The organism is Streptomyces sp. NBC_01304, from assembly GCF_035975855.1.
In the GTDB taxonomy this organism is placed as follows: domain Bacteria; phylum Actinomycetota; class Actinomycetes; order Streptomycetales; family Streptomycetaceae; genus Streptomyces.
The window spans coordinates 5210064-5234164 of sequence record NZ_CP109055.1; the positions used below are offsets into that span (position 1 = coordinate 5210064).

19 protein-coding genes are annotated in these 24101 nt (G+C 71.0%); 5 read left to right on the forward strand and 14 right to left on the reverse strand.

Features of this window, described 5'->3' with window-relative positions; all coding sequences use genetic code 11:
* Positions 1-138 precede the first annotated feature (138 nt).
* The 5 genes from OG430_RS22945 to bldG form a co-directional block, all read right to left on the reverse strand.
* The gene (locus tag OG430_RS22945; protein WP_327354447.1) at positions 139-1653 is read right to left on the reverse strand and encodes a class I SAM-dependent methyltransferase; all 1515 of its coding nucleotides are present in this window, start codon (positions 1651-1653) and stop codon (positions 139-141) included.
* A 77-nt stretch (positions 1654-1730) separates the two neighbouring features.
* The gene (locus tag OG430_RS22950; protein WP_327354448.1) at positions 1731-2318 is read right to left on the reverse strand and encodes a small secreted protein; all 588 of its coding nucleotides are present in this window, start codon (positions 2316-2318) and stop codon (positions 1731-1733) included.
* Positions 2319-2503: 185 nt separating this feature from the next.
* Complete coding sequence (locus tag OG430_RS22955) at positions 2504-4903, reverse strand: sodium-translocating pyrophosphatase (RefSeq protein WP_327354449.1); 2400 nt, start codon at positions 4901-4903, stop codon at positions 2504-2506.
* Positions 4904-5202: 299 nt separating this feature from the next.
* Positions 5203-5652, reverse strand: a complete 450-nt coding sequence (locus OG430_RS22960) for an ATP-binding protein (protein ID WP_327354450.1) — start codon at positions 5650-5652, stop codon at positions 5203-5205.
* Between the two features lie 291 nt (positions 5653-5943).
* Positions 5944-6285, reverse strand: a complete 342-nt coding sequence (bldG, locus tag OG430_RS22965) for an anti-sigma factor antagonist BldG (RefSeq protein ID WP_003975386.1) — start codon at positions 6283-6285, stop codon at positions 5944-5946.
* An 86-nt stretch (positions 6286-6371) separates the two neighbouring features.
* On the opposite strand from bldG, the gene OG430_RS22970 reads away from it, so the two are divergent.
* Positions 6372-8831: a DEAD/DEAH box helicase gene (locus OG430_RS22970; RefSeq protein WP_327354451.1), complete on the forward strand. Its 2460-nt coding sequence runs from the start codon at positions 6372-6374 to the stop codon at positions 8829-8831.
* A 282-nt stretch (positions 8832-9113) separates the two neighbouring features.
* Here the strand turns inward: OG430_RS22970 and OG430_RS22975 are convergent, their stop codons facing one another.
* The 7 genes from OG430_RS22975 to ssd all read right to left on the reverse strand — a co-directional run bounded on the left by OG430_RS22975 (position 9114) and on the right by ssd (position 14410).
* Entirely contained in the window at positions 9114-9485 is a 372-nt protein-coding gene (locus OG430_RS22975; protein WP_327354452.1) for an Rv3654c family TadE-like protein, read from the reverse strand.
* A gap of 74 nt (positions 9486-9559) precedes the next feature.
* Positions 9560-9946, reverse strand: a complete 387-nt coding sequence (locus OG430_RS22980) for a TadE family type IV pilus minor pilin (protein ID WP_327354453.1) — start codon at positions 9944-9946, stop codon at positions 9560-9562.
* A complete protein-coding gene (locus OG430_RS22985; RefSeq protein WP_327354454.1) occupies positions 9933-10121 on the reverse strand; it encodes a DUF4244 domain-containing protein in 189 nt (62 codons plus the stop codon). Before OG430_RS22985 ends, OG430_RS22980 begins: the two co-directional genes overlap by 14 nt.
* A gap of 126 nt (positions 10122-10247) precedes the next feature.
* Positions 10248-11015 carry a type II secretion system F family protein gene (locus OG430_RS22990; RefSeq protein ID WP_327354455.1) on the reverse strand — a complete coding sequence of 256 codons (768 nt, stop codon included), beginning with the start codon at positions 11013-11015 and terminating at the stop codon, positions 10248-10250.
* Complete coding sequence (locus OG430_RS22995; RefSeq protein ID WP_327354456.1) at positions 11015-11914, reverse strand: type II secretion system F family protein; 900 nt, start codon at positions 11912-11914, stop codon at positions 11015-11017. Before OG430_RS22995 ends, OG430_RS22990 begins: the two co-directional genes overlap by 1 nt.
* A gap of 79 nt (positions 11915-11993) precedes the next feature.
* Positions 11994-13280, reverse strand: coding sequence for a TadA family conjugal transfer-associated ATPase (locus OG430_RS23000; protein ID WP_327354457.1), 1287 nt, complete (start codon positions 13278-13280; stop codon positions 11994-11996).
* Positions 13277-14410 carry a septum site-determining protein Ssd gene (ssd, locus tag OG430_RS23005; protein WP_327354458.1) on the reverse strand — a complete coding sequence of 378 codons (1134 nt, stop codon included), beginning with the start codon at positions 14408-14410 and terminating at the stop codon, positions 13277-13279. The genes OG430_RS23000 and ssd overlap by 4 nt, the downstream gene beginning before the upstream one ends.
* Positions 14411-15044: 634 nt before the next feature.
* On the opposite strand from ssd, the gene OG430_RS23010 reads away from it, so the two are divergent.
* On the forward strand, positions 15045-15884 hold the full coding sequence (locus OG430_RS23010; RefSeq protein WP_327354459.1) for an HAD family hydrolase: 840 nt from the start codon (positions 15045-15047) through the stop codon (positions 15882-15884).
* A 346-nt stretch (positions 15885-16230) separates the two neighbouring features.
* Here the strand turns inward: OG430_RS23010 and OG430_RS23015 are convergent, their stop codons facing one another.
* The gene (locus OG430_RS23015) at positions 16231-17040 is read right to left on the reverse strand and encodes an oxidoreductase (RefSeq protein ID WP_327354460.1); all 810 of its coding nucleotides are present in this window, start codon (positions 17038-17040) and stop codon (positions 16231-16233) included.
* A gap of 101 nt (positions 17041-17141) precedes the next feature.
* Here OG430_RS23015 and OG430_RS23020 point away from each other — a divergent pair, with 101 nt between their 5' ends.
* Positions 17142-18122 (forward strand): ATP-binding protein, encoded by a 981-nt coding sequence (locus OG430_RS23020; protein WP_327354461.1) that lies wholly within the window; start codon positions 17142-17144, stop codon positions 18120-18122.
* On the opposite strand, the gene OG430_RS23025 is transcribed toward OG430_RS23020, so the two are convergent.
* A complete protein-coding gene (locus OG430_RS23025) occupies positions 18112-19404 on the reverse strand; it encodes a hypothetical protein (protein ID WP_327354462.1) in 1293 nt (430 codons plus the stop codon). The two genes, OG430_RS23020 and OG430_RS23025, sit on opposite strands and share 11 nt — an antisense overlap.
* A gap of 300 nt (positions 19405-19704) precedes the next feature.
* Here OG430_RS23025 and OG430_RS23030 point away from each other — a divergent pair, with 300 nt between their 5' ends.
* Complete coding sequence (locus tag OG430_RS23030) at positions 19705-21981, forward strand: bifunctional SulP family inorganic anion transporter/carbonic anhydrase (RefSeq protein ID WP_327354463.1); 2277 nt, start codon at positions 19705-19707, stop codon at positions 21979-21981.
* A gap of 119 nt (positions 21982-22100) precedes the next feature.
* Entirely contained in the window at positions 22101-24101 is a 2001-nt protein-coding gene (acs, locus tag OG430_RS23035) for an acetate--CoA ligase (protein ID WP_327354464.1), read from the forward strand.

Below are 24101 nucleotides of genomic sequence, written 5' to 3' on the forward strand. Positions count from 1 at the left end.
GACTGCGCGGCATGCCCTAAACGACGGTAGCCGCGCGGGGGTGGTTCCAAGGAGGCCTTTTACAGCTCAATTAAGGGCACACCGGGCACAGGAACCCCAGGTGACGCGGGCGCCGCTCCCGCCCCTCAGGACGCCCTCTCAGAGAACCGGCTCGAGGAATCCCTGCTCGACGAGCAGCCGGATCTGCGCGGGCGAGCGGTCGCGCAGCAACACCGGGTCCTCGCCCACCAGTTGGGCGATGGCGTCCAGGATCTGCCCGGCACTCAGCGTGCCGTCGCAGACGCCCGCGAAGCCCGCGCCGACCGTGTCCACCTTGGTGGCGCGGCGCATCCCGCGGTGCTGGCGCAGGACGACGTGCTCGGGGTCCTCGGCGCCGGGCAGCCCGACCTGCTCCTGGACCACCTCTACGGCGAGCTTGAAGTGGCCTTCGAGGAGCGCCGCGTCGTCGTGCGCCCGCAGGTGGTCCTGCCGCTCGAAGTGCGCGCGTACCGCGTCACCGAGCGGCTGCTCCACCGGATGCGGCCACTCCTCGACGGTGATCGAGGGCTCCGCCGCGCCCGACTTCCGCAGCGTGATCCACCCGAAGCCCACGGCCTTGGTCTTGCGGGCCTCGAACTCGTCCAGCCAGGCCTCGTACCGGGCCGCGTACTCGGCGGGATCGGTGCGGTGGTCCCCCGCGTCGCGCAGCCACAGCTCGGCGTACTGGGTGACGTCCTGCACCTCGCGCTGCACGATCCAGGCGTCACAGCCGCGCGGCACCCAGGAGCGCAGCCGGTCCTGCCACTCCTCCCCGTCCACGTGCTGCCAGTTGGCGAGGAACTGGGCGTATCCCCCGTCGTTCAGCCGTGCCCCCGCCTGCTGAACGAGCGTGCGGCACAGATCGTCCCCGCCCATCCCGCCATCGCGGTAAGTGAGCCTGGCGCCGGGCGAGATGACGAAGGGCGGGTTGGAGACGATCAGGTCGTACGTCTCGTCCGCGACCGGCTCGAAGAGCGAGCCCTCGCGCAGCTCGGCCTCGGGCGCGCCGGACAGGGCGAGCGTGAGACGGGTGATGTGCAGCGCGCGCGGGTTGAGGTCCGTCGCGGTCACGCGCGTGGCGTGCTGGGCGGCGTGCAGGGCCTGGATGCCGGATCCGGTGCCGAGGTCGAGGGCGCTCGCGACGGGCGTACGCACGGTGATGCCGGCGAGCGTCGTGGAGGCCCCGCCGACGCCGAGGACGACGCCCTCGTCGCTGCTGCCGATGCCGCCCGCGCCGCCGACCGCGCAGCCCAGGTCGGACACGATGAACCAGTCCTCGCCGTCGGGCCCGCCGTAGGGACGTACGTCCACGGTCGCCCGCAGCTCGTCACCCTGCTGGGACAGCCAACCGTCCGCAAGGAGGTCGTCGACCGGCAAAACGGCCGGCACGCGCGCGTGGGCGACGGGCTGCTGCAGCAGGAAGAGCCGTACGAGCGCCTCCAGCGGGCCGTCGCCGCGCGTGGCGCGCAGGGCGGGCACGGTCTCGCTGCGGGCGAGCGCCGCGTAGGCGGGGGCGCCGAGCAGGTCTAGCAGGCCGTCGGCCGTGAAGTCGGCGGCGAGGAAGGCTTCCCGCAGGCGGGCGGCGAGGCCGGCGCGGTCGGTCGTGGGCAGGCTGGTCGTACTCACGCGGTCCATTGTCCTCCCCCGCGGACGTGCGTACGCCAAAGGGCCCGGCACGCGCGCGTGCCGGGCCCTTCGCGGTGCCTGTACTGCTAGGCCTTCGACGGCTTCGGTGAGGCGTCCGCCTTGCAGTCGTCCTGCTTGGAGATCGCGTCGCCGACCTCGCCGTTCAGGAGGGACTTCAGCGCGCCGTCCCCGTCCTTCTGGATCTTGCCGAGGTCGTCCGCGACCTTCTGCAGACCCTTCGAGAACTCCTTCAGACCCTCGGGCGAGGAGTCCTTGGCGTCCAGGTCGTCGACCGTCTTCTTCAGGGCCTCGTACGACTTGGCGGCCTCGTTGAGGTCCTTGATGGCGTCCTGCTGGATCTTCTTGCCGTTGTCGACCGGCGGCGGGCCCGCCTTCTCCAGGGCTCCCGCGATGGCCTTGTCGGCGTCGGCGATGGCCTGGAACGCCGCCGAGTCCGCCTTCTGGATCTCCTCCGGCTTGCCGTCCGCGGCCGTCGAGACGATGGTCTGCTGTGCCTTGACGCTCTTCTCGAGCTGCGGCTGGATCTGGCCGCACAACGACTTCGCCCAGTCGTCGAGCTTCTTGTTGCCGTCGTCGCTGCTGCACCCTGTCGTCGACATCGCCAGTACCAGTACCGCACCGCCGGACAGTGCGGCTGCAAGCTTCTTGTTCACCGGATTGGTCCCTTCCATGGCTCTCGGCCCCGGAACATACACGCCAAGTGGGCGACTCCAGCGTGTCGTGCGCCCGCTTGAGACCCTATTGCAGCCATTTGCACCAAGGGAGACAAGGTTCATGAAACAAAAGAGGGGCGGGCGGCGCATCAAAGTGCGCCGCCCGCCCGCCTGTTGAGCTGCCGTCAGGAAACCGTCGCCGGATCCACGGCCTTGGCCACCCGCTCGGAGTTGCCTTCGTCACCCACGGCGATTCCCCGCCGCTTGGAGATGTAGACCGCTCCGACGATGACCAGGATGGACAGGACCGCGATCCCGGCCCGCAGCGGCGCATTCGCGTCGTCGCCGTAGCTGAACTGGACGACCGCCGGCGCGATGAGCAGCGCCACCAGGTTCATCACCTTCAGCAGGGGGTTGATCGCCGGACCCGCGGTGTCCTTGAACGGGTCGCCGACCGTGTCGCCGATGACGGTCGCGGCATGGGCCTCGCTGCCCTTGCCGCCGTGGTGGCCGTCCTCGACGAGCTTCTTGGCGTTGTCCCACGCACCACCGGAGTTGGCGAGGAAGACCGCCATCAGGGTGCCGGTGCCGATGGCACCCGCGAGGAACGAGCCGAGCGCGCCCACACCGAAGGTGAAGCCGACCGCGATCGGCGTGAGCACGGCGAGCAGACCTGGCGTGGTCAGCTCGCGCAGCGCGTCCTTGGTGCAGATGTCGACGACGCGGCCGTACTCGGGCTTCTCGGTGTAGTCCATGATCCCGGGGTGCTCGCGGAACTGCCGCCGCACCTCGTAGACCACGGCTCCGGCCGACCGCGACACCGCGTTGATCGCCAGCCCCGAGAAGAGGAAGACGACCGCGGCACCGAGGATCAGGCCCACCAGGTTGTTGGGCTGCGAGATGTCCATCGTGAGGTTCATCAGGGCACCGGCCCCGAGTTCCTCGTCGATGTCCCCGACCGCGGTCGCGATGGCATCGCGATACGAGCCGAAGAGTGCCGCCGCGGCCAGTACGGCCGTGGCGATGGCGATGCCCTTGGTGATGGCCTTGGTGGTGTTGCCCACCGCGTCCAGGTCGGTGAGGACCTGGGCGCCCGCGCCCTCGACGTCGCCCGACATCTCGGCGATGCCCTGGGCGTTGTCGGAGACCGGACCGAAGGTGTCCATGGCGACGATGACGCCGACCGTGGTGAGCAGGCCGGTACCGGCCAGGGCCACCGCGAACAGCGCCAGCATGATCGACGCACCGCCGAGCAGGAACGCGCCGTACACACCGAGGCCGATCAACAGCGCGGTGTAGACGGCGGATTCCAGACCGAGGGAGATACCGGCCAGGACGACGGTCGCGGGACCGGTCAGCGAGGTCTTGCCGATGTCCCTGACGGGACGCCGGGTGGTCTCGGTGAAGTACCCGGTCAGCTGCTGGATCAGTGCGGCCAGGACGATACCGATGGCGACCGCGACGACGGCGAGGACCCGCGGGTCCCCGCTGTGGCCGGCGATTCCCTCGCCCGCGCCCTTCAACTCGGCGTACGTGGCGGGCAGATAGGTGTAGACGGCCGCCGCCACCAGGGCGAGCGAGATGACCGCGGAGATGAAGAACCCGCGGTTGATCGCGCTCATCCCGCTGCGGTCGGAGCGCCGGGGCGCCACCGCGAAGATGCCGATCATCGCCGTGACCACACCGATCGCGGGGACGATCAGCGGGAAGGCGAGACCCGCGTCACCGAAGGCCGCCTTGCCGAGGATCAGCGCGGCGACCAGGGTGACGGCGTACGACTCGAAGAGGTCCGCGGCCATGCCGGCGCAGTCGCCGACGTTGTCGCCCACGTTGTCGGCGATGGTCGCGGCATTGCGCGGGTCGTCCTCCGGAATGCCCTGCTCGACCTTGCCGACCAGGTCGGCGCCGACGTCGGCGGCCTTGGTGAAGATGCCGCCGCCGACACGCATGAACATCGCGATCAGTGCGGCACCGAGACCGAAGCCCTCGAGGACCTTCGGTGCGTCGGCGGCGTACACGAGCACCACACAGGAGGCGCCCAGCAGACCGAGCCCCACCGTGAACATGCCGACTACGCCGCCCGTACGGAAAGCGATCTTCATGGCCTTGTGGGAGACCTCGGTGAGGTCCTTGGCCGGCTCGCCTTCTGCCGGTGTTGCTTCGCGGGCGGCGGCTGCCACACGCACATTGCTGCGGACGGCGAGCCACATGCCGATATAGCCGGTGGCGGCCGAGAAGAGCGCTCCGATCAGGAAGAAGACCGATCGTCCGGCGCGCTGGTTCCAGTCGTCCGCGGGCAGCAGCATGAGCAGGAAGAACACCGCTACGGCGAATACGCCGAGGGTGCGCAACTGCCTGGCCAGATAGGCATTTGCGCCTTCCTGGACCGCTGACGCGATCTCCTTCATCTTCTCGGTGCCTTCGCCCGCCGCGAGCACCTGGCGGACCAGGACCCCGGCCAGGGCAAGCGCCGCAAGGGCGATGACCCCGATGGCCACCACGATCAGGCGGTTGTCCGAGGTGAGTACTGCGGCTGCGAAGGTTGTGGGGTGGTCAAACTGATGAGGGGTAGAAAGCCCCGTCATTCGTCCTCCTTGACGCTGGGGCTGAGCTCAAGATGTGGACGGATTGTAGGGAGCTCCACCTGATCAAAACAGTGGGCGGCAAACGGAATTGGCCTTCAGTTGCTCATCAGCAAATGATCGCGTTCCTCGATTGGCCCCGAAAGTGGTAATGCCTCAAAGGCATTGACGCTTGATCAACGATCTAGGAAATGCTCGGGGAAAAAGAAAAAGGCCCTGCTCAGCAGGGCCTTGAAGAAGATCGAAACGGGAGGGCGCGTTCCGCTCCCCGTGCAACCGGACGCATACGCCCGGAGTTGACGTCAGGGAAGCAGCGGTTCCGGCGCCTTCGGCCAGCTCATCCGAATGAGGCCCCCGGACTCGTCGGCGGTGACCTCCACGTCGTCCACCAGACCGCCGATGACGGCGAGGCCCATCTGGTCCTCGTCGCCCTCGCCCTCGGCGTCCAGGACGTCCGCGCTGCCGCGCACGCCCGGCACCGCGCCCTCCGAAGTGCCGCTGTGCGGCGCCTCGTCACCGACCTCGATGGAGAACTGCTTCTCCTCCTCGGTGAGGACCACGCGCACCGGCGCCGAGACGCCATTGGTCTGATGCAGCCCGACGGCACGGGTGCAGGCCTCGCCGACGGCGAGCCGCACCTCGTCGAGCACGGCCTCGTCCACTCCGGCCCTGCGCGCCACTGCGGCCGCCACCAGACGGGCGGTCCTGACGTGCTCGGGCAGCGCACTGAAGCGGAGTTCAACGGTGGCCATACATCCCCCTCGGACGTGTGAGCGTGCTTTCAGGGGGCCGGGCGGCCGGCGGTGAAGCCGATGACCCGGTACCCCCAGGGCCCGTCTCCCCGATTTTCGCGGAACAGCCTGCGGCGTCTGGTGCGTGCGATCGGCGTGCCGGCCGGAAGGCCCCGTCCATGGACCGGACGTACTTGGGCTTTCGGTCGGTGCGTCGAGCGTGCGTGCCAGGCGTCGCGGGCCCGCGAAGATCGGGGAGACGGGCCCTGGCTCCTGCTCCCCCGGGCCAACGCGACCCGGGGGCACCGGCCCTCAGTCGGTGGCCGCTACCGCTTCCTCGACCGAGGTGTGGATCGGGAACACCTTGGTGAGGCCGGTGATGCGGAAGATCTTCAGAATGCGCTCCTGGTTGCAGACCAGGCGCAGCGAGCCCTCATGGGCGCGCACACGCTTGAGACCGCCGACCAGCACGCCGAGCCCGGTGGAGTCGAGGAAGTCCACGCCCTCCATGTCGACGACAAGGTGGAAACTGCCGTCATTCACCAGCTCGACCAGCTGTTCGCGCAGCTTGGGCGCGGTATACACATCAATTTCGCCACCGACCTCGACGACCGTACGATCGCCGACGGTACGAGTCGACAGGGACAGGTCCACGGATCCTCCAGCACCTTGCTATCGAGCGGTCGCCCCCGGGACACCCGAGCTTCAGACGCTCGGGCCTGGGGCGGCCGCCAGCCGCGATGGCATTCAATCACTTACCGGCAGGCGTGCACGACGCCTTGGGACCATTGTCCGTCCTGCCAGTGACACACTCGGCGTTGATGGCCAAGAATCACCGATCCGATCGACCCCCGGCGACCGCTTCTGTCCGCCCGTCGCCGCGCATGGTCCTGGACCGGCTTTCCGCAGGGGAGAGCCGGGCTTCGCGCATCACTCATACGGAGCACTTGCCCCCGCGGGAGGGCCGTCATGCCGTCTGGCCTGATCGAATTCGATCGGAAGTGATCGCGGCGGTCCAGGATGCCGGAATCGAGCACCCCTGGGCCCATCAGGCACTCGCGGCCGAGCACGCCCTGGACGGACAGTCCGTGGTCGTGGCCACCGGCACGGCCTCCGGGAAGTCCCTGGCGTATCTGATGCCGGTGCTCTCCACGCTCCTCGACGGCTCCGAGGCGCCGAACGGCCGCGGCGCCACCGCCCTCTACCTGGCCCCCACCAAGGCCCTGGCCGCCGACCAGCGCCGCTCCGTGAAGCACCTCGCCGGGCCGCTCGGAAACGCCATCAGACCGGCGGTCTACGACGGGGACACCCCGGTCGAGGAACGCGAGTGGGTACGCCAGTACGCCAACTACGTCCTGACCAATCCCGACATGCTGCACCGCGGGATATTGCCCTCCCACCCCCGCTGGTCCTCCTTCCTGCGCGCCCTGCGCTATGTCGTCATCGACGAGTGCCACACCTACCGCGGCGTCTTCGGCTCGCACGTCGCCCAGATCATCCGCCGCCTGCGCCGCCTCTGCGCGCGCTACGGTTCCGATCCGGTGTTCCTGCTGGCGTCCGCCACGGCGGCCGACCCCTCCGTCGCGGCCGGCCGGCTGACGGGCCTCCCGGTGAAGGAGGTCGCCGACGACGCCTCGCCGCGCGGCGAGATGGTCTTCGCCCTCTGGGAGCCGCCGCTCACCGAACTGCACGGCGAGAAGGGCGCCCCGGTCCGTCGCACGGCCACCGCCGAGACCGCCGACCTGCTCACCGACCTGACCGTGCAGGGCGTGCGCTCGGTCGCCTTCGTACGTTCCCGCCGCGGCGCCGAACTGATCTCGGTCATCGCCCAGGAACGGCTCGCCGAGGTCGACCGCTCGCTGGTCAAGCGGGTCGCCGCCTACCGGGGCGGCTACCTCCCCGGCGAACGCCGCGCCCTGGAACGCGCCCTGCACTCCGGCGAGCTCCTCGGCCTCGCCGCCACCACCGCCCTCGAACTCGGCATCGACATCTCGGGCCTGGACGCCGTCGTCATCGCCGGCTACCCGGGGACCCGGGCCTCGCTGTGGCAGCAGGCGGGCCGGGCCGGACGGTCCGGGCAGGGCGCCCTCGCGATCCTGGTGGCCCGGGACGACCCGCTGGACACCTTCCTCGTCCACCACCCCGAGGCCCTGTTCCAGCAGCCGGTCGAATCGACCGTCCTCGACCCCGACAACCCGTACGTCCTGGCCCCGCACCTGTGCGCCGCCGCGGCCGAACTCCCTTTGACGGACGAGGACATGATGCTCTTCGGTCCGGCCGCCGAGGAGCTGCTCCCGCAGCTGGAGGCCGCGAAGCTGCTGCGCCGGCGCACCAAGGCCTGGCACTGGACCCGCCGAGAGCGCGCCGCCGACCTGGCCGACATCCGGGGCGAGGGCGGCAGCCCGATCCAGGTCGTCGAGTCCGGCACCGGCACGCTGCTCGGCACGGTCGACGCCGGCTCGGCCCACACGGCCGTGCACACCGGCGCCGTCCACCTCCACCAGGGCCGTACGTACCTGGTGAAGGACCTGGACCTGGCCGACTCGGTCGCCCTGGTCGAGGAGGCCAACCCGCCGTACTCCACGACCGCCCGGGACACCACGGCCATCTCCGTCCTGGAGACGGACGTCGAAGTCCCCTGGGGCCAGGGCAGGTTGTGTTACGGCTCGGTCGAAGTCACCAACCAGGTCGTCTCCTTCCTGCGCCGCCGCCTCATCACCGGCGAAGTGCTCGGCGAATCCAAGCTCGACCTCCCTCCTCGTACGCTGCGCACCCGCGCGGTGTGGTGGACGGTCACCGAGGACCAGCTGGACGCGGCCCGGATCAACCCGGAGATCCTCGGCGGCGCCCTGCACGCCGCCGAGCACGCCTCCATCGGGATGCTGCCGCTCTTCGCCACCTGCGACCGCTGGGACATCGGCGGGGTCTCCATCCCGCTCCACCCGGACACATTGCTGCCGACGGTCTTCGTGTACGACGGCCACCCGGGCGGCGCGGGCTTCGCGGAGCGCGCCTTCCACACGGCCCGCTCCTGGCTGACCGCCACCCGCCAGGCCATCGCGTCCTGCGAGTGCGAGGCGGGCTGCCCGTCCTGCATCCAGTCCCCCAAGTGCGGCAACGGCAACGACCCGTTGCACAAACGGGGGGCGGTCCGGCTGCTCACGGAGTTGCTGAAGGGGGCACCGGACACGGCAGGTTGAGCGATGCGGACACCGGACGGCAGGCGTGGGCGATGCGCGCGCCGGACGCGGCGGGGCTGAGCGATGCGCGCTCGGGATCCGGCTCGGGCTCAGCCTCTAGCTCGGGATCTGGCTCCGGCTCCGGCTCCGGCTCAGCCTCGGGCCCGGGATCTGGCTCGGGATCCGACTCGGACTCGGGATCGGGATCGGGCTCGGACTCGGACTCGGACTCGGACTCGGACTCGGACTCGGAGGGACCCTGCTCCGACTCGGACTCGGACGCAACCCAGGGCCGCGAACACCTCACCCCGGCCACCCCGTGAGCCCCGCCGCAGGCCCCGCCCTGGAGCGCACCGTCGAGCCGAACGCCCCGGCCCGCGCCCGCACCGTCACATCGGCGACCTCCCCCTCCACCACGCACCGCACCACCTCGGCGCCCTGCTCCCGGGCCACCCGCGCCGCAGTGCCGCAGGCCACCTCCCGCCCTTGCAGGGCCCGGTCCGCCGCGGCCAACGCGGCCAAGTCCGCGGCGCCACCGGCCCGATGCCGGACCAGCACCGCCTGCCCGAGCAGCAGCACCGCCCCGAAGACCGCCCCCAACGCGGCGGCCATCACCACCACCCACACCGTCGCGGACCCGCGATCCCCGCGCCCTCCCGCACGCCTCGCACCCACCCACCGCCTACCGAAACAGCGCAGGCCGGCGCACCACCCGCCCCCGGCCGGCGGCACCACCCAACTCCCGACCCTCAACGCTCCACCCCCACGCTGTCCTCCGCCAGCGCCACCGCCTCGGCCCCGAGGTCCAGCGACAGCCCTCCGGGCCCCGGCGAGCCCGCCGACACCGACACCCGCACCAGATCGCCCTCCCGGCGCACCGCGACCCGTGCCCCGCCCGGCGCCGCCTGCTCGGCCGCCGCCACCACCGCACGGGGCTCCTCCTGCCGCGCCGCCGCGCGCGCCCCCGCTCTGGCCGCGTCCACGCACCGGATCTGCGCGGACGCCGTCATCAGGGCCCAGAGCAGCGCCACCCCGAGCAGCACGAGCGCGGGTATCACCACGGCCGCCTCCGCCGTCACATAGCCACCGTCACCCCGGCGACAGGAACGGTCGCCGCCCCGGTCAGAACTGGACACCGAGCGCCCTCCCGATGACCGACTGCAGCGCCGCCTTCACCCCGTCAGACGTCACCACCCGGTAGAGCACCGCTGCGAACCCGCATGCCGCGACAGTCCCCAACGCGTACTCGGACGTCGTCATCCCCGCGTCGTCCGCCCGCATCCGGCTGCGTACCCGCCTGAAGAACCTCATCTCAACCCCCAACTGGTCTGCCGTTTCCGGCTCTTTCGATGACGGCGCCCTGTCGAGGCCGCCACGTCTTCACCCGCACAGTCCGCTGCACAGGCACACCTGAACACCAGGCGGCCGACGTCCCCCTCACCCGCCGCTCAAGATCCCGCTCGCCAGTCCGATCACCACCGGCACCACCCCGACCACGAGGAAGGCCGGCAGCAGGCACAGCCCGAGCGGTGCGGCCATCAAGACCCCGGCCCGGTGCGCCCTCTCCTTGGACGTACGCGCCCACTCCGCGCGGCACTCGGTGGCGAGCTGCGCCATCTGCTCCGCCGCCGGAATCCCCGAGGCGCCGGCCCGCTCCAGGCAGGTCGCAAGCTGCCCGGCGCCAGGTATCGCACCCAACCGCCCCCAGGCCCGCTCCGGTTCACCCCCGAGCCGCAGCTCCGCCGCTGCCCGCGCCAGTCGCTCGCCGACCGGCCCGTCCAGCGAATCCCCGACCGCCCGAGCCGCCTCCACGGGCCCGGCCCCGGCGGCGATGCAGGCCGCCAACAGATCAGCGGCAAGCGGTAGTTGCGGCCCCGCTTCGGCTTCCTCCGACGGACGGTCCCGCGGCCTGAGCCGCAGCCACCGCCGCACGCCGCACCCCGCGGCCAGCCCCAGCAGGCATCCCAGGGCCCCGCCCACCAGGACGAACCCGGCACAAGCCACACCGACCACGGGCGCCCAACCTCCGCCCCCGACTCGCCACACCGGCTTCCGCCGCCCGGCACGCCGCACCCCGAACATCACTCCGAGCCTCCGGCGAACCCTCCGCTCCCGCCGTCCGGCGACCACCGCCCACACCACGCCCGCCACGGCCGCGATCAGCGGCAGCGCCACCCCCAGCCTGTGGACAACCTCCGCGCTCATCACCTCACCGCCCCGCGCAGAATCCGCACCGCCCACCACACGCCCACTCCCTCCAGGACCCCGCCCACCAGCAGGCACGCGAGCCCGGCAGGCGTGTGCAGCAGGACCCGCAGCGGCTCCGCCCCGATCCCCGTGCCCATCAGGAGCCCCACCACGGGCAGCACGGCGAGCAGCACCGCGGTCGATCGTGGTGTGGCCATCTGGGCCCGCAGGTCGGCCCGTTGCTCACGCTCGGCCCGCAGCGCCTCCGTCAGCCGCCCGAGCCCCGACGCGAGCCCCGCCCCGCGATCCACCGCGACGCACCAGCACGCCGCGAGACCGAGGAGGCCTTCCGCACCGGGCTCCCGCGCCGCAGCACGCAGCGCACCCGGTACGTCCCCGCCGAACCGCGCGGCCGCGAGCACCCCGGCCGCGCCCCCGCCGAGCCCAACCGCCCCCTCCGCGGACCGTGCGGCAGCAAGCAGCGCCGCACCCGGCTGCCGCCCCGCCCGCACCTCACCGGCGAGCGCGGCGCACAGCGCGATGACCGCATCGACCCGCGCCGCACGCGCCCGGCGCCGCTCCCGGGCCCGCAGCAGCCGCCCCACCAAGGGCACGCCCAGCGCCCCCAGGACGAGCGGCACCACCGACTCCCCGAGCACGGCGACCGCCAACCCGACGGCCAAGCACCACCATTCACGCCGCACACGGGCCCGAACCCACCCGACGAGCCGCTGCCACGGAGCCACCCCACCGGGCTCCGCACCCTCACCCGCACACACAAGCCGGGCCCGCCGTACACCCCGGTCCCGCTCCACCGTCAGCCAGGCCGCGGCCCCCGCACACACGGCGGCGGCGTACGCCGGAGCCCCAGAAGCCGCCGTTGCGGCGGCCGAAGTCACCGCCCCTTCCCCCGACATCACCACTCACCTCCCACGAGCGAACCCACGAACCCCATGACCAAACCCACCTCCCGAACACCCCTGAGCCGCACAGCCGTCACCCCACACCCCCGAGCAACCCCCGCAACCGCTCCCAGCCCCGCTCGTACGCAAAGGCCTCGGCCCCCCACCGAAGCGCCGGCACGGCGACCACCAGCCCCGCCGCATCCCGCTCAAGGACGTGCACCTCGGCGATCCGCCGCCGCCCGCCCCGATCCCGTACGAGATGGAGCACCACGGACAGTGCGGCCGCCAACTGGCTGTGCAGAGCCGTCCGTTCGAGCCCGGCAGCCGTGCCAAGCGCCTCGAGGCGGGCCGGTACGTCCGCCGCGGTATTGGCATGGACCGTCCCGCAGCCCCCCTCGTGCCCGGTATTGAGAGCGGCGAGCAGATGCACCACCTCCGCACCGCGCACCTCACCGACGACCAACCGGTCGGGCCGCATCCGCAGCGCCTGGCGCACCAGGTCCTGCAGGGTCACGAGCCCCGCACCCTCCTGATTGGCGGGCCGCGTCTCCAGCCGCACCACATGGGGATGCTCGGGCCTCAACTCGGCCGAATCCTCGGCCAGTACGATCCGCTCCCCCGGCCCGACCATGCCGAGCAGCGCCGACAGCAGGGTGGTCTTGCCCGAGCCCGTGCCGCCGCTGATGACGAACGAGAGCCGGGCCTCGATGAGTGCCCTGAGCACCCGGTCCCCGCCCGGCGGCACCGTGCCCGCGGCGACCAACTCCGCCAGCGAGAAGGCCCTGGGCCGCACCACCCGCAGCGACAGACAGGTCGAGCCCACCGCCACCGGAGGCAGCACCGCGTGCAGCCGCGTCCCGTCCGGCAACCGCGCGTCCACCCAGGGCCGCGCATCGTCGAGGCGCCGCCCCGCGACCGCCGCGAGCCGCTGGGCCAGGCGCCGCACGGCCGCCGCGTCCGGGAAGGTCACCGGGGTCAGCTCGAGGCCGTGCCCCCGGTCCACCCACACCCGGTCGGGCGCCTGCACCAGCACATCCGTCACCTCGGGGTCGGCGAGCAGCGGCTCCAGCGACCCCGCCCCGACCAGCTCGGACCGCAAGTCCCGGACCACCCCGAGCAGTTCGGTGTCGCCGAGCACCCGCCCTTGCTCCCGCAGGGCCTGCGCCACCCGGGCCGGTGTCGGCTCGCAGCCGCTCGCGGCCAGCCACTGCCGTACGCCGTCGAGCAGCCGCGCACCGACCACCGCACCGCTCGCCAGGTCGCCGGTCCGGGCACCTGCCGCGACCAGCCGGCCCGACCGAGCCCCGCGTCCACCGAAGCCGCCACGGCCACCGCCGCCAGATCCGCCGCCGGCTCCCTCACCGGCACCGACCCTCATGCCCCGCCCTCCGACAGAGACAGGGCCCGCGCCCAGAACTCCGAGCAGAACCGGGCCAAGGGACCCCGCCCACCCCTGCCCGGCGGCCCCTGAGCCGCCGGAAGGCCGGCCTCGAAGGGCAGTTCCCCGGCAAGCGGCAGCTCCAGGAGCCGCGCCACCTCCTCCCCGTCCAGCCCCGCACCGAACGGCCCGCGGACCACGGCCCGCAGATCCCGCAGCACCATCTCCGCGGCAGCGGAGACCCGGCCCGCCGCGGCCACCGCGCGCAGCTCCGCCGGGACCACGAGAAGGCCGAGGTCGATCTGGGCCAGCGCCTCGGCGACCCCTTCGTCGACCCGGCGCGGCAGATCCACCACCACGACCCCGCCCCGCCTGCGCGCGGCGGCGAGCACGGCCCGCATCGCCTCCGGCGGCACCACCACCGAGTCGCCGCGGTCCCAGCTCAGTACCCGCATGGCGTGCAGCTCGGGCAGCGACTCCTCGAGCGCCCCGCAGCCGAGCCGCCCCCGCGACCGTGCGAACGCCGGCCAGCGCAGTCCGTCCGCGCTCTCGCCGCCGAGCAGCACATCGAGCCCGCCGCCCAGCGGATCGGCGTCCACGAGCATCGTCCGCCGCCCCGCCTCGGCCGCATTCACCGCCAGCGCGCACGCCAGGGTCGAGGCCCCGGCCCCACCGCGCCCGCCGAGCACCCCGACGGTCAGCGCCGGCCGCCCGAAGCCCTCCGCCACATCGGCGATGTGGTCCACGAGCCACTGCTCGGCATCGGGCAGCCGCAGCACATGGTCGGCCCCGATCTCCACCGCCCGCCGCCACACCCGCGGGTCGTCCTGGTCGTGCCCGACCAGACAGACCCCGCGCCGTCGCACGGCCCCGCGCACCCGGGCCGCCGCGTCGTCCCCGACGAGCACCAGGGGCGCCGTCTCCCAGCCGCCCCCGCGGTCCGGCACCGTGTGATGGACCTCCGGCCGCGCGCCCGCCGCGGCGCACAGCCGCAGCAGGTCGTCGAGCAGCTCCACGTCCTCAGTGACGATCAGCGGCCCCGGCTGCTGCCGCCCCGCACCGTCCGATCCCCCGCTGTCCGATGCGCCCGAGCCGCCCGCCGGCCGGTCGTACGTGATGGATCCAGCCATTCCCCCGCCACCCCTTCTCGCCGTGAACGATGCGAACGCCGTGAATGCCGCACCGCGAAACGCCACGAAGGGACCGAAGACCGGCCGGGCAACGGCCGAAGAGCGACCGAAGAACGGCTGAGAACACGACCGGAACACGCCACTCAACGCACGATGCGCAACGCGGCCTTGAACGCGGTTGTGAACGAGCCCCGGAACTTCGCGGCTCGAATCACGATGAAGGGCGTCCGAAAATCGTGTGGATCTTGCTCAAATGCTGTGGACAACTCGCCGGTTGTGAATATCGCCGTCACCCATCCCGGTGACCGGACACGACTTCAGAAGACTTCCGCAGAGCAGCGTCACGACTACTCACCGTGACGAATCTTGGGATGGCGAGGACGACGGGAAGATCGCGCGAGAGCCGCACGGAGCGCCGTATCGGGGGCAAAAAAGAAGGGCCCAAACGGGCCCGGACATGCGACGACCCCCGCCGGGGGGGGAGAGCGGGGGTCGTCCCCACGGTCCGACTCGGGGGGGGAGGAGCCAGACCGGGTTAGCACGGTCGCGAACGATCCGTGACTTCCATGGTGTACCCGAGAGCCTTCTGAGGCAAACCCACGCGCCCCAGCTTAGGCCGAATGAGCAGGCGCCTATGCTCAGGCACGTGGAAAGCCACTCCTTGCCGCGCACAGCCGCCTTCTTTGACCTGGACAAGACGGTCATTGCGAAGTCGAGCACGCTCACGTTCTCCAAGTCCTTCTACCAAGGAGGACTGATCAACCGCCGGGCCGTGCTGCGCACCGCGTACATCCAGTTCATTTTTCTCGTCGGCGGCGCCGACCACGATCAGATGGAGCGGATGCGCGAGTACCTCTCCGCGCTCTGCAAAGGCTGGAACGTCGAGCAGGTCAGAGAGATCGTCGCCGAGACCCTGCACGAGCTGATCGACCCGATCATCTACGACGAGGCCGCCTCCCTCATCGAGGACCACCACACCGCCGGCCGGGACGTCGTCATCGTCTCCACCTCGGGCGCGGAGGTGGTCGAGCCGGTCGGTGAACTCCTGGGCGCGGACCGGGTGGTGGCGACCCGCATGGTCGTCGGCGACGACGGCTGCTTCACCGGTGAGGTGGAGTACTACGCGTACGGACCGACGAAGGCCGAGGCGATCCGCGAGCTCGCCAAGTCCGAGGGATACGACCTCGAGCGGTGCTACGCGTACAGCGACTCCGCCACCGATCTCCCGATGCTGGAGACCGTCGGGCACCCCTATGCGGTCAATCCCGACCGCACCCTGCGCCGCGAGGCGCTCGCGCGGGACTGGCCGATTCTCGACTTCCACCGGCCGGTCCGGCTGAAGCAGCGAGTGCCCTCGCTGTCCGCGCCGTCGCGCCCCGCACTGGTCGCCGCGGCCGCCGTGGGCGCCGCCGCGGCCACCGCCGGACTGGTCTGGTACGCCAGCCGACGCCGTGCCCGTTTCGCACCTGTTTGAACCTAAAAGTAAAGAAGTACGGCCAGGGCTTTCGCTTCCTCCATGACAGGAGTACAAAGGAGTCAACGGCCCGCGAGACCAGGGACATCCGAGAGGATCACCTAGTAGAACGCATGACAGGCCCCACGGACCGAGCATGAACGTCAAGCACCCACGCGACGTCGACCCGTCGATTACGGGCCAGCCGCACCAGGCAACGGGCAAAGCACCCCGACCTGATGGGCAATATTTCGAGGACGCTTGGTAACTGGACGAACATGCCAGCGGCGGTACCAGAAGTAATTGGTACCGCCGCAACCTTGTTCAGGCTCTTTTCGCAGCCTCATCCGGCCACTTGGGACGTGTTCTACGCCGCCCCGCGCTGCAGCGCCTCGCACACCGCGGTCGACTCCCTGACCCCCAGCACGACCGCCTCGCCGCAATGCGCGATCCACGCCGCCATCCCCTCCGGCGTACCGGACGCATAGCCGTCGAGCGCCGCCACGTACGCGGCCCGCCCGAGCTCGCCGTGACCCGCCTCCGCCGGGCAGATGGACTTCGGGTCGAGACCGCTGCCGATGAGCACGATCCGCTCGGCCGCCCGCGCGACAAGCCCGTTGTACGAGCCGAAGGGGCGCAGCGCGAGCAGCTCGCCATGGACCACGGAGGCCGTCACCAGGGCGGGCGCAGAGCTCCCCGCGATGATCATCTGCGACAGCCCCTCGAGCCGCCCCGCCACTTCCTCGGCACTCGGCAACGGCAGTTCGACCAGCGGTTCGTCGACCGGCTCGGCCCCGAGCCGCGGCCGCCCGACCGTGTCGCCCTGGACCCCGGCCGCCACCAGATGCAGCCGCGCGAGCACCCGCAGCGGCGACTGCCGCCAGATGGAGAGCAACTGCCCCGCCTCGGCGGTCAGCCGCAGTGCGGCACCCACCGTGCGGTCCTCGTCGCCCACGCTGAAGTCACTGCGCCTGCGCACCTCTTCGAGCGCCCAGTCCGCGCCGGCCAGCGCCGCCGAACCACGCGCACCGCGCAGCGCCGCTTCGGACGTGACCGCATGGCTGCGCCGCCGCATCACACGGTGGCCGTAGACCCGGTCCACGGCCTTGCGCACGGACTCCACGGATTCGGCCACGCCCGGCAGCGAGCCGAGCACGACAAGGGGGTCACTACTCATGGGTACGACCCTACGCACCTCACGCCCACACCCCACGAAGGAGTGGTCTTCTTCACGCCCGGCAACCGCACAGAGCGATCACCCCACTACGCTTGGTGAACATGAAGATCGCTTTCGTCGGGAAGGGCGGCAGCGGCAAGACCACGCTGTCCTCGCTCTTCATCCGCCACCTCGCCACCACCGGTTCCCCGGTCATCGCCGTCGACGCCGACATCAACCAGCACCTGGGCGCCGCCCTCGGCCTCGACGAGGCACAGGCCGCCGCGCTGCCCGCGATGGGAGCGCGGCTCCCGCTGATCAAGGACTACTTGCGCGGCTCGAATCCACGCATCGCCTCGTCCGAGACGATGATCAAAACGACGCCTCCGGGGGCCGGTTCACGCCTGTTGCGCGTGTGCGAGGACAACCCGGTATACGACGCCTGCGCACGGCCCGTGGAACTCGACGGCGGCGCCGTCCGTTTGATGGCCACGGGCCCCTTCACCGAGTCCGACCTGGGCGTCGCCTGCTACCACTCCAAGGTCGGCGCGGTCGAGCTGTGCCTGAACCATCTCGTGGACGGCCGCGAGGAGTTCGTCGTCGTCGACATGACGGCCGGCTCGGACTCCTTCGCCTCCGGCATGTTCACGCGCTTCGACATGACCTTCCTGGTGGCCGAGCCGACCCGCAAGGGCGTCTCCGTCTACCGCCAGTACAAGGAGTACGCGCGTGACTTCGGCGTCTGCCTCAAGGTGATCGGCAACAAGGTGCAGGGCCAGGACGATCTGGACTTCCTGCGCGAGGAGGTCGGCGACGACCTTCTCGTGACGGTGGGCCACTCGGACTGGGTGCGCGCCATGGAGAAGGGCCGGCCGCCCCGGTTCGAGCTCCTGGAGAGCCCGAACCGCGAGGCTCTCGGCGCGATGCGGGCCGCCGCCGACGCGACGTACGAGCGGCGGGACTGGGAGCGCTACACGCAGCAGATGGTGCACTTCCACCGCAAGAACGCGGCGAGTTGGGGAAACGCGAAGACGGGCGCCGACCTGGCGGACCAGGTCGACCCCGTCTTCGTACTGCGAGAACTGACGGAGGTCAGTGCTTGACCGAGCCGTCCTGCCCCGGCTTCACGGCCGGGGCGCCCGGGACGCCCTTCGGCGCCGGGGCCGGCTGGGCGGAGAGGTAGGCCGCCCAGCCCTCCTTCGGGGCCTTGCCGACGCCGAGCCCGTGCATCTTCTCCAGGACCTGCGGGTCCTGGGCGTCGAGCCAGTCGGCGAGCTGGCGGAAGGAGACGCAGCGGACGTCGCGCTTGGTGCAGACCCGCTCGATGGTCTCCTCGATGGCGCGCATGTACGTGCCGCCGTTCCAGGACTCGAAGTGGTTGCCGATGATCAGCGGGGCGCGGTTGCCGTTGTACGCGCGGTCGAAGCCCTGCAGCAGACCGTCGCGCATCTGGTCGCCCCAGTACTCGTGCTTGTCGGGGTCACCCTGTGAGGTGGTGCCCGACTGGTTGACCATGAAGTTGTAGTCCATGGTCAGCGTCTCGAACTTGCGGCCGGGGACCGGGACCAGCTGCATGGAGAGGTCCCACAGGCCCTCCTTCTTCTTGGGCCACAGCTGGTTGTTGACGCCGCTGGTGTCGTAGCGGAAGCCCAGTTCGCGAGCCGCGCGCATGAAGTTCTTCTGCCCTTCCAGGCAGGGCGTGCGGGCGCCGACCAGCTCCTTGTCGTAGTCGAAGGGCAGTGGCGCCGCCTTCTTGGCCCCGGTGTTGGTCTTCCAGCCCTTCACGAAGGACTTGGCCTGGGCGATCTCGCTCTTCCACTCATCGACCGTCCACTCGCCGACGCCGCCGCCCTTGCCGCAGAAGTGGCCGTTGAAGTGGGTGCCGATCTCGCTGCCCTCGAGCCAGGCGCCGCGCAGCTGCTCGACGGTGTCGCGGATTCCCTTGGCGTCGTTGAAGCCGATGTCCGAGCGGCCGGCCGAGTGCTGCGGCGGGTTGTAGAGGTCCTTCTTGCCCTCGGGGAGCATGTAGACGCCGCTCAGGAAGTACGTCATCGAGGCGTTGTTGGCCTTGGCGACCTTGCGGAAGTGCGAGAAGAGCTGCTGGCTGTCCTCGCCCGCGCCGTCCCAGGAGAAGACCACGAACTGCGGGGGCTTCTCACCGGGCTTGAGCTTCTGCGGCCGGGTCTGGTGCGGCTGTACGCCGGTGAAGGCGGTGGAGCCGTCGCCGATCAGGCGGACCGCGCTCTTGGGCGCCGGGGCCGGCTGGGCCTTCTTCGCGCCGGGGGCACCCGCGCTGCCGGAGTCGCCGCTGGAGCAGCCGGCCAGTGCGACGGTGAGGGCCGCGGTGGCTGCAATGCCCGCGGCGAACCTCTTGGTGGCGGCCATTGAGCCCACCCGCTTCCTTAGCATTCGTGACGTTATGGGTCGATTTGGCCGCCAAGGTCGCATGCGGTAGCGAAGATGGGCAGGTACGACAAGCCGGACGAAAAGCTTATTCACTCGGGAGGGTGAAAGATTGCACCATTTGCACCGATAATCCCGCCCCGACCTTTACTCTGCATTACGATTCGTTTACCGAGCGTTGATAAATCCCGCCGCAGTACGCCGTGACCCACGGCCGCGCCCTCCCCCGACATGGCCGGGGGACCCCAAGCGACCGCGTAGCCCCGGAGGAGACGGGAAACCATGTCTGCCTGCGTCCCCACTCGCATTCACACGCGGATCAACAAGGCGGATCTGTCCGCCTCGGTCTCCGTGTTCCTGATCGCCCTGCCGCTGTCCCTCGGCATCGCCCTCGCCACCGGCGCGCCCCTCCAGGCGGGCCTCGTCGCCGCCGCCGTCGGCGGTCTCGTCGCCGGCCGGTTCGGCGGGGCACCACTGCAGGTGAGCGGGCCCGCCGCCGGGCTCACCGTGGTCACCGCCGACCTCATCCAGAAGTACGGCTGGCGGACCACATGCGCCCTCACCGTGCTCGCCGGTGTCGCTCAACTCGCCTTGTCCTTCTTGCGCGTTGCCCGCTCGGCACTCGCGGTCAGCCCGGCGATCGTGCACGGCATGCTGGCCGGGATCGGCGCCACCATCGCCGTGGCCCAGCTGCACATCGTGCTCGGCGGCACCCCGCACAGCTCCGTGCTCGACAACGTGAGAGAGCTGCCCGCCCAGCTGGCCAATCTGCATCCGGCCGCCCTGGCGATGAGCGCCCTGACCCTCACCCTGCTGGTGGCCTGGCCCCGAATTCCCGGGCGGGCGGGCCGAGTTGCGCGGCAGGTGCCGGCCGCCCTGGTCGCCGTGGCCGGTGCCACGCTGACCACCGCGCTGGCCGGGCTGAGCCTGCCCGAGGTCGATCTGCCCTCCTGGAAGAGCCACGCCCTGGCGGGGCTGCCCGAAGGTCCGGTGCTCGGGCTCGTCGCCGCAGTCCTGACCATCACGCTGGTCTGCAGCGTCCAGTCGCTGCTCGGCGCGGTCGCCGTGGACAAGCTGGTCGCCGGGCGGGCCGAGCTGCCCACCGAGGTGCGCCGCGCCCGGCTCGATCGTGAGCTGCTCGGGCAGGGCGCGGCCAACGTGGTCTCCGGAGTGCTCGGCGGGCTCCCCGTCGCCGGGGTCGCGGTGCGCAGCGCGGCCAATGTGCGGGCGGGCGCGGTCAGCCGCAACTCCACGATGCTGCACGGGGTCTGGGTGGTCCTGGCCGCGCTGGCGATGGTGCCCGTACTGGAGCTGATCCCGCTGGCCTCGCTCGCCGCCCTGGTGATGGCCGTCGGCATCCAGATGGTGAGTCTCAACCACATCCGTACGGTCACCCGCCACCGTGAGGTGCTGGTCTACACGGTCACCACCCTCGGTGTCGTGCTGGTCGGCGTCCTGGAGGGCGTGGCGATCGGCGTCGCCGTGGCGGTCGCCGTGGCGCTGCACCGGCTCGCCCGCACCCGGATCACCCACGACGAGGCGCACGGCGTCCACCATGTGCGCGTGCGCGGCCAGTTGACCTTCCTCGCGGTGCCCCGCCTGACGCGCACGCTGCATCTGGTGCCCCACACGGCCGACACCGTGGTCGAGCTGGACGGCTCGTTCATGGACCACGCCGCGTACGAAACGCTGCAGAACTGGCAGGACTCCCAGACCGCGCACGGCGGCAAGGTCACCCTGACCGGCCGTGCCGGTGCCCCCATCGCCGGATCCGTGTCGGCCGAGCACACCTGCTGCCGCCCCTGGACACCCTGGCGCAACCACCACTGCGACCGTCCGAGCACCGTCGCGGCCGAACCCCGTCGCGGGCATCAACTGGCAAGCGGGATCAGCGCGTTCCAGCGCGACACCGCACCTCATGTGCGCGGCGAACTGGCCCGGCTGGCCCGTGAGGGACAGCGTCCCTCACAGCTCTTCCTCACCTGCGCCGACTCCCGCCTGGTCACCTCGATGATCACGTCCAGCGGCCCCGGCGACCTGTTCGTCGTGCGGAACGTGGGCAATCTCGTGCCGCTGCCGGGCGCGGAGAGCGGGGACGACTCGGTGGCGGCCGCGATCGAGTACGCCGTGGACGTCCTGGAGGTCGACTCGATCACCGTCTGCGGGCACTCCGGCTGCGGCGCGATGCAGGCACTGCTCAACTCGCCGCCCGAGGGAGGCGCCCAGACCCCGCTGCGACGCTGGCTGCGGCACGGCCGGCCGAGCCTGGAGCGGATGGCGAGCAAGGACCACGCCTGGGCGCGCATCTCCGGGCGGATGCCCGCCGACGCCGTCGAGCAGCTGTGCCTGACCAATGTGGTCCAGCAGTTGGAGCATCTGCGCGCCCACGAGTCGGTCAAGCGCCGGCTCGCCGACGGCACCCTCGAGCTGAACGGCATGTACTTCCACGTGGGCGAGGCCCAGGCCTATCTGCTCGCCGACGCCGATCGGCTCTTCGACCGGGTGGCGGCCACGGAGTCGGCCGGTGAGGTGCGGGCCAGCCAGGTTCCGGCCATCTGAACCGGCTCCCCTTCCCGTCCGTGAGAGCGTGTGGCTCCGCAACCCGGAGCCACACCTCGCACAGGTCTAAACCAATTAGCCGTAGACCCTTGTCATCGACAGGGTCCGTCTGATGAGCTGTGGCCTGGGACACAACGGACACCGTGGGAAAGGCAGATGCCGTGAGCAACGAAAGCCTGGCCAACCTCTTGAAGGAGGAGCGTCGTTTCGCGCCGCCGGCCGAGCTGGCCGCGAACGCCAACGTCACGGCGGACGCGTACGAGCAGGCCAAGGCTGACCGGCTCGGCTTCTGGGCCGAGCAGGCCAAGCGGCTGAGCTGGGCCACCGAGCCGACCGAGACCCTGGACTGGTCGAACCCGCCGTTCGCCAAGTGGTTCGCCGACGGCAAGCTGAACGTGGCGTACAACTGCGTCGACCGCCATGTCGAGGCCGGCAACGGCGACCGCGTGGCCATCCACTTCGAGGGCGAGCCCGGCGACAGCCGTGCGATCACCTACGCCGAGCTCAAGGACGAGGTCTCCAAGGCGGCCAACGCCCTGACCGAGCTGGGCGTCCAGGCCGGTGACCGGGTCGCCGTCTACATGCCGATGATCCCCGAGACGGTCGTGGCGATGCTGGCCTGCGCCCGCGTCGGCGCCACGCACTCGGTCGTCTTCGGCGGCTTCTCCGCGGACGCGATCGCCAAGCGCATCGAGGACGCGGACGCGAAGGTCGTCATCACCGCCGACGGCGGCTACCGGCGCGGCAAGCCCGCCGCCCTCAAGCCCGCCGTCGATGACGCCGTCGCGCGCGTGGACAGCATCGAGCACGTCCTCGTCGTCCGCCGCACCGGCCAGGACGTCGCCTGGACCGAGGGCCGCGACGTGTGGTGGCACGACATCACCGGCCGGCAGTCCGCCGAGCACACCCCCGAGGCCTTCGACGCCGAGCACCCGCTCTTCATCCTCTACACCTCGGGCACCACGGGTAAGCCGAAGGGCATCCTGCACACCTCCGGCGGCTACCTCACCCAGGCCGCGTACACCCATCACGCGGTCTTCGACCTCAAGCCGGAGACGGACGTCTACTGGTGCACGGCGGACGTCGGCTGGGTCACCGGCCACTCGTACATCGCGTACGGCCCGCTCGCCAACGGCGCGACGCAGGTCATGTACGAGGGCACCCCGGACACCCCGCACCAGGGGCGGTTCTGGGAGATCGTGCAGAAGTACGGCGTCACGATCCTCTACACGGCTCCCACCGCGATCCGTACGTTCATGAAGTGGGGCGACGACATCCCCGCGAAGTTCGACCTGTCGAGCCTGCGGGTACTCGGGTCGGTCGGTGAGCCGATCAACCCCGAGGCCTGGATCTGGTACCGCAAGCACATCGGCGGCGACAACTGCCCGATCGTGGACACCTGGTGGCAGACCGAGACCGGCGCCATGATGATCTCGCCGCTGCCGGGCGTGACCGAGACCAAGCCGGGCTCCGCCCAGCGCGCGCTCCCCGGCATCTCGGCGACGGTCGTCGACGACGAGGCACAGGAAGTGCCCAACGGCGGTGGCGGATACCTCGTCCTGACCGAGCCGTGGCCGTCCATGCTGCGCACCATCTGGGGCGACGACCAGCGCTTCATCGACACCTACTGGTCGCGCTTCGAGGGCAAGTACTTCGCCGGTGACGGCGCCAAGAAGGACGACGACGGCGACATCTGGCTGCTCGGCCGGGTCGACGACGTGATGCTGGTGTCCGGGCACAACATCTCGACCACCGAGGTCGAGTCCGCGCTCGTCTCGCACCCGTCGGTCGCCGAGGCGGCCGTGGTCGGCGCGGCGGACGAGACGACCGGACAGGCCATCGTCGCCTTCGTCATCCTGCGCGGCACGGCGAACGCCGACGACGAGGGCCTGGTCGCCGAGCTCCGCAACCACGTGGGTGCCACCCTCGGCCCGATCGCCAAGCCCAAGCGGATCCTCCCGGTGGCCGAGCTGCCCAAGACCCGTTCCGGCAAGATCATGCGGCGCCTCCTGCGGGACGTGGCCGAGAACCGCGAGCTGGGCGACGTCACCACGCTCACCGACTCCTCGGTGATGGACCTCATCCAGACGAAGCTGCCGTCGGCGGGCTCCGAGGACTGA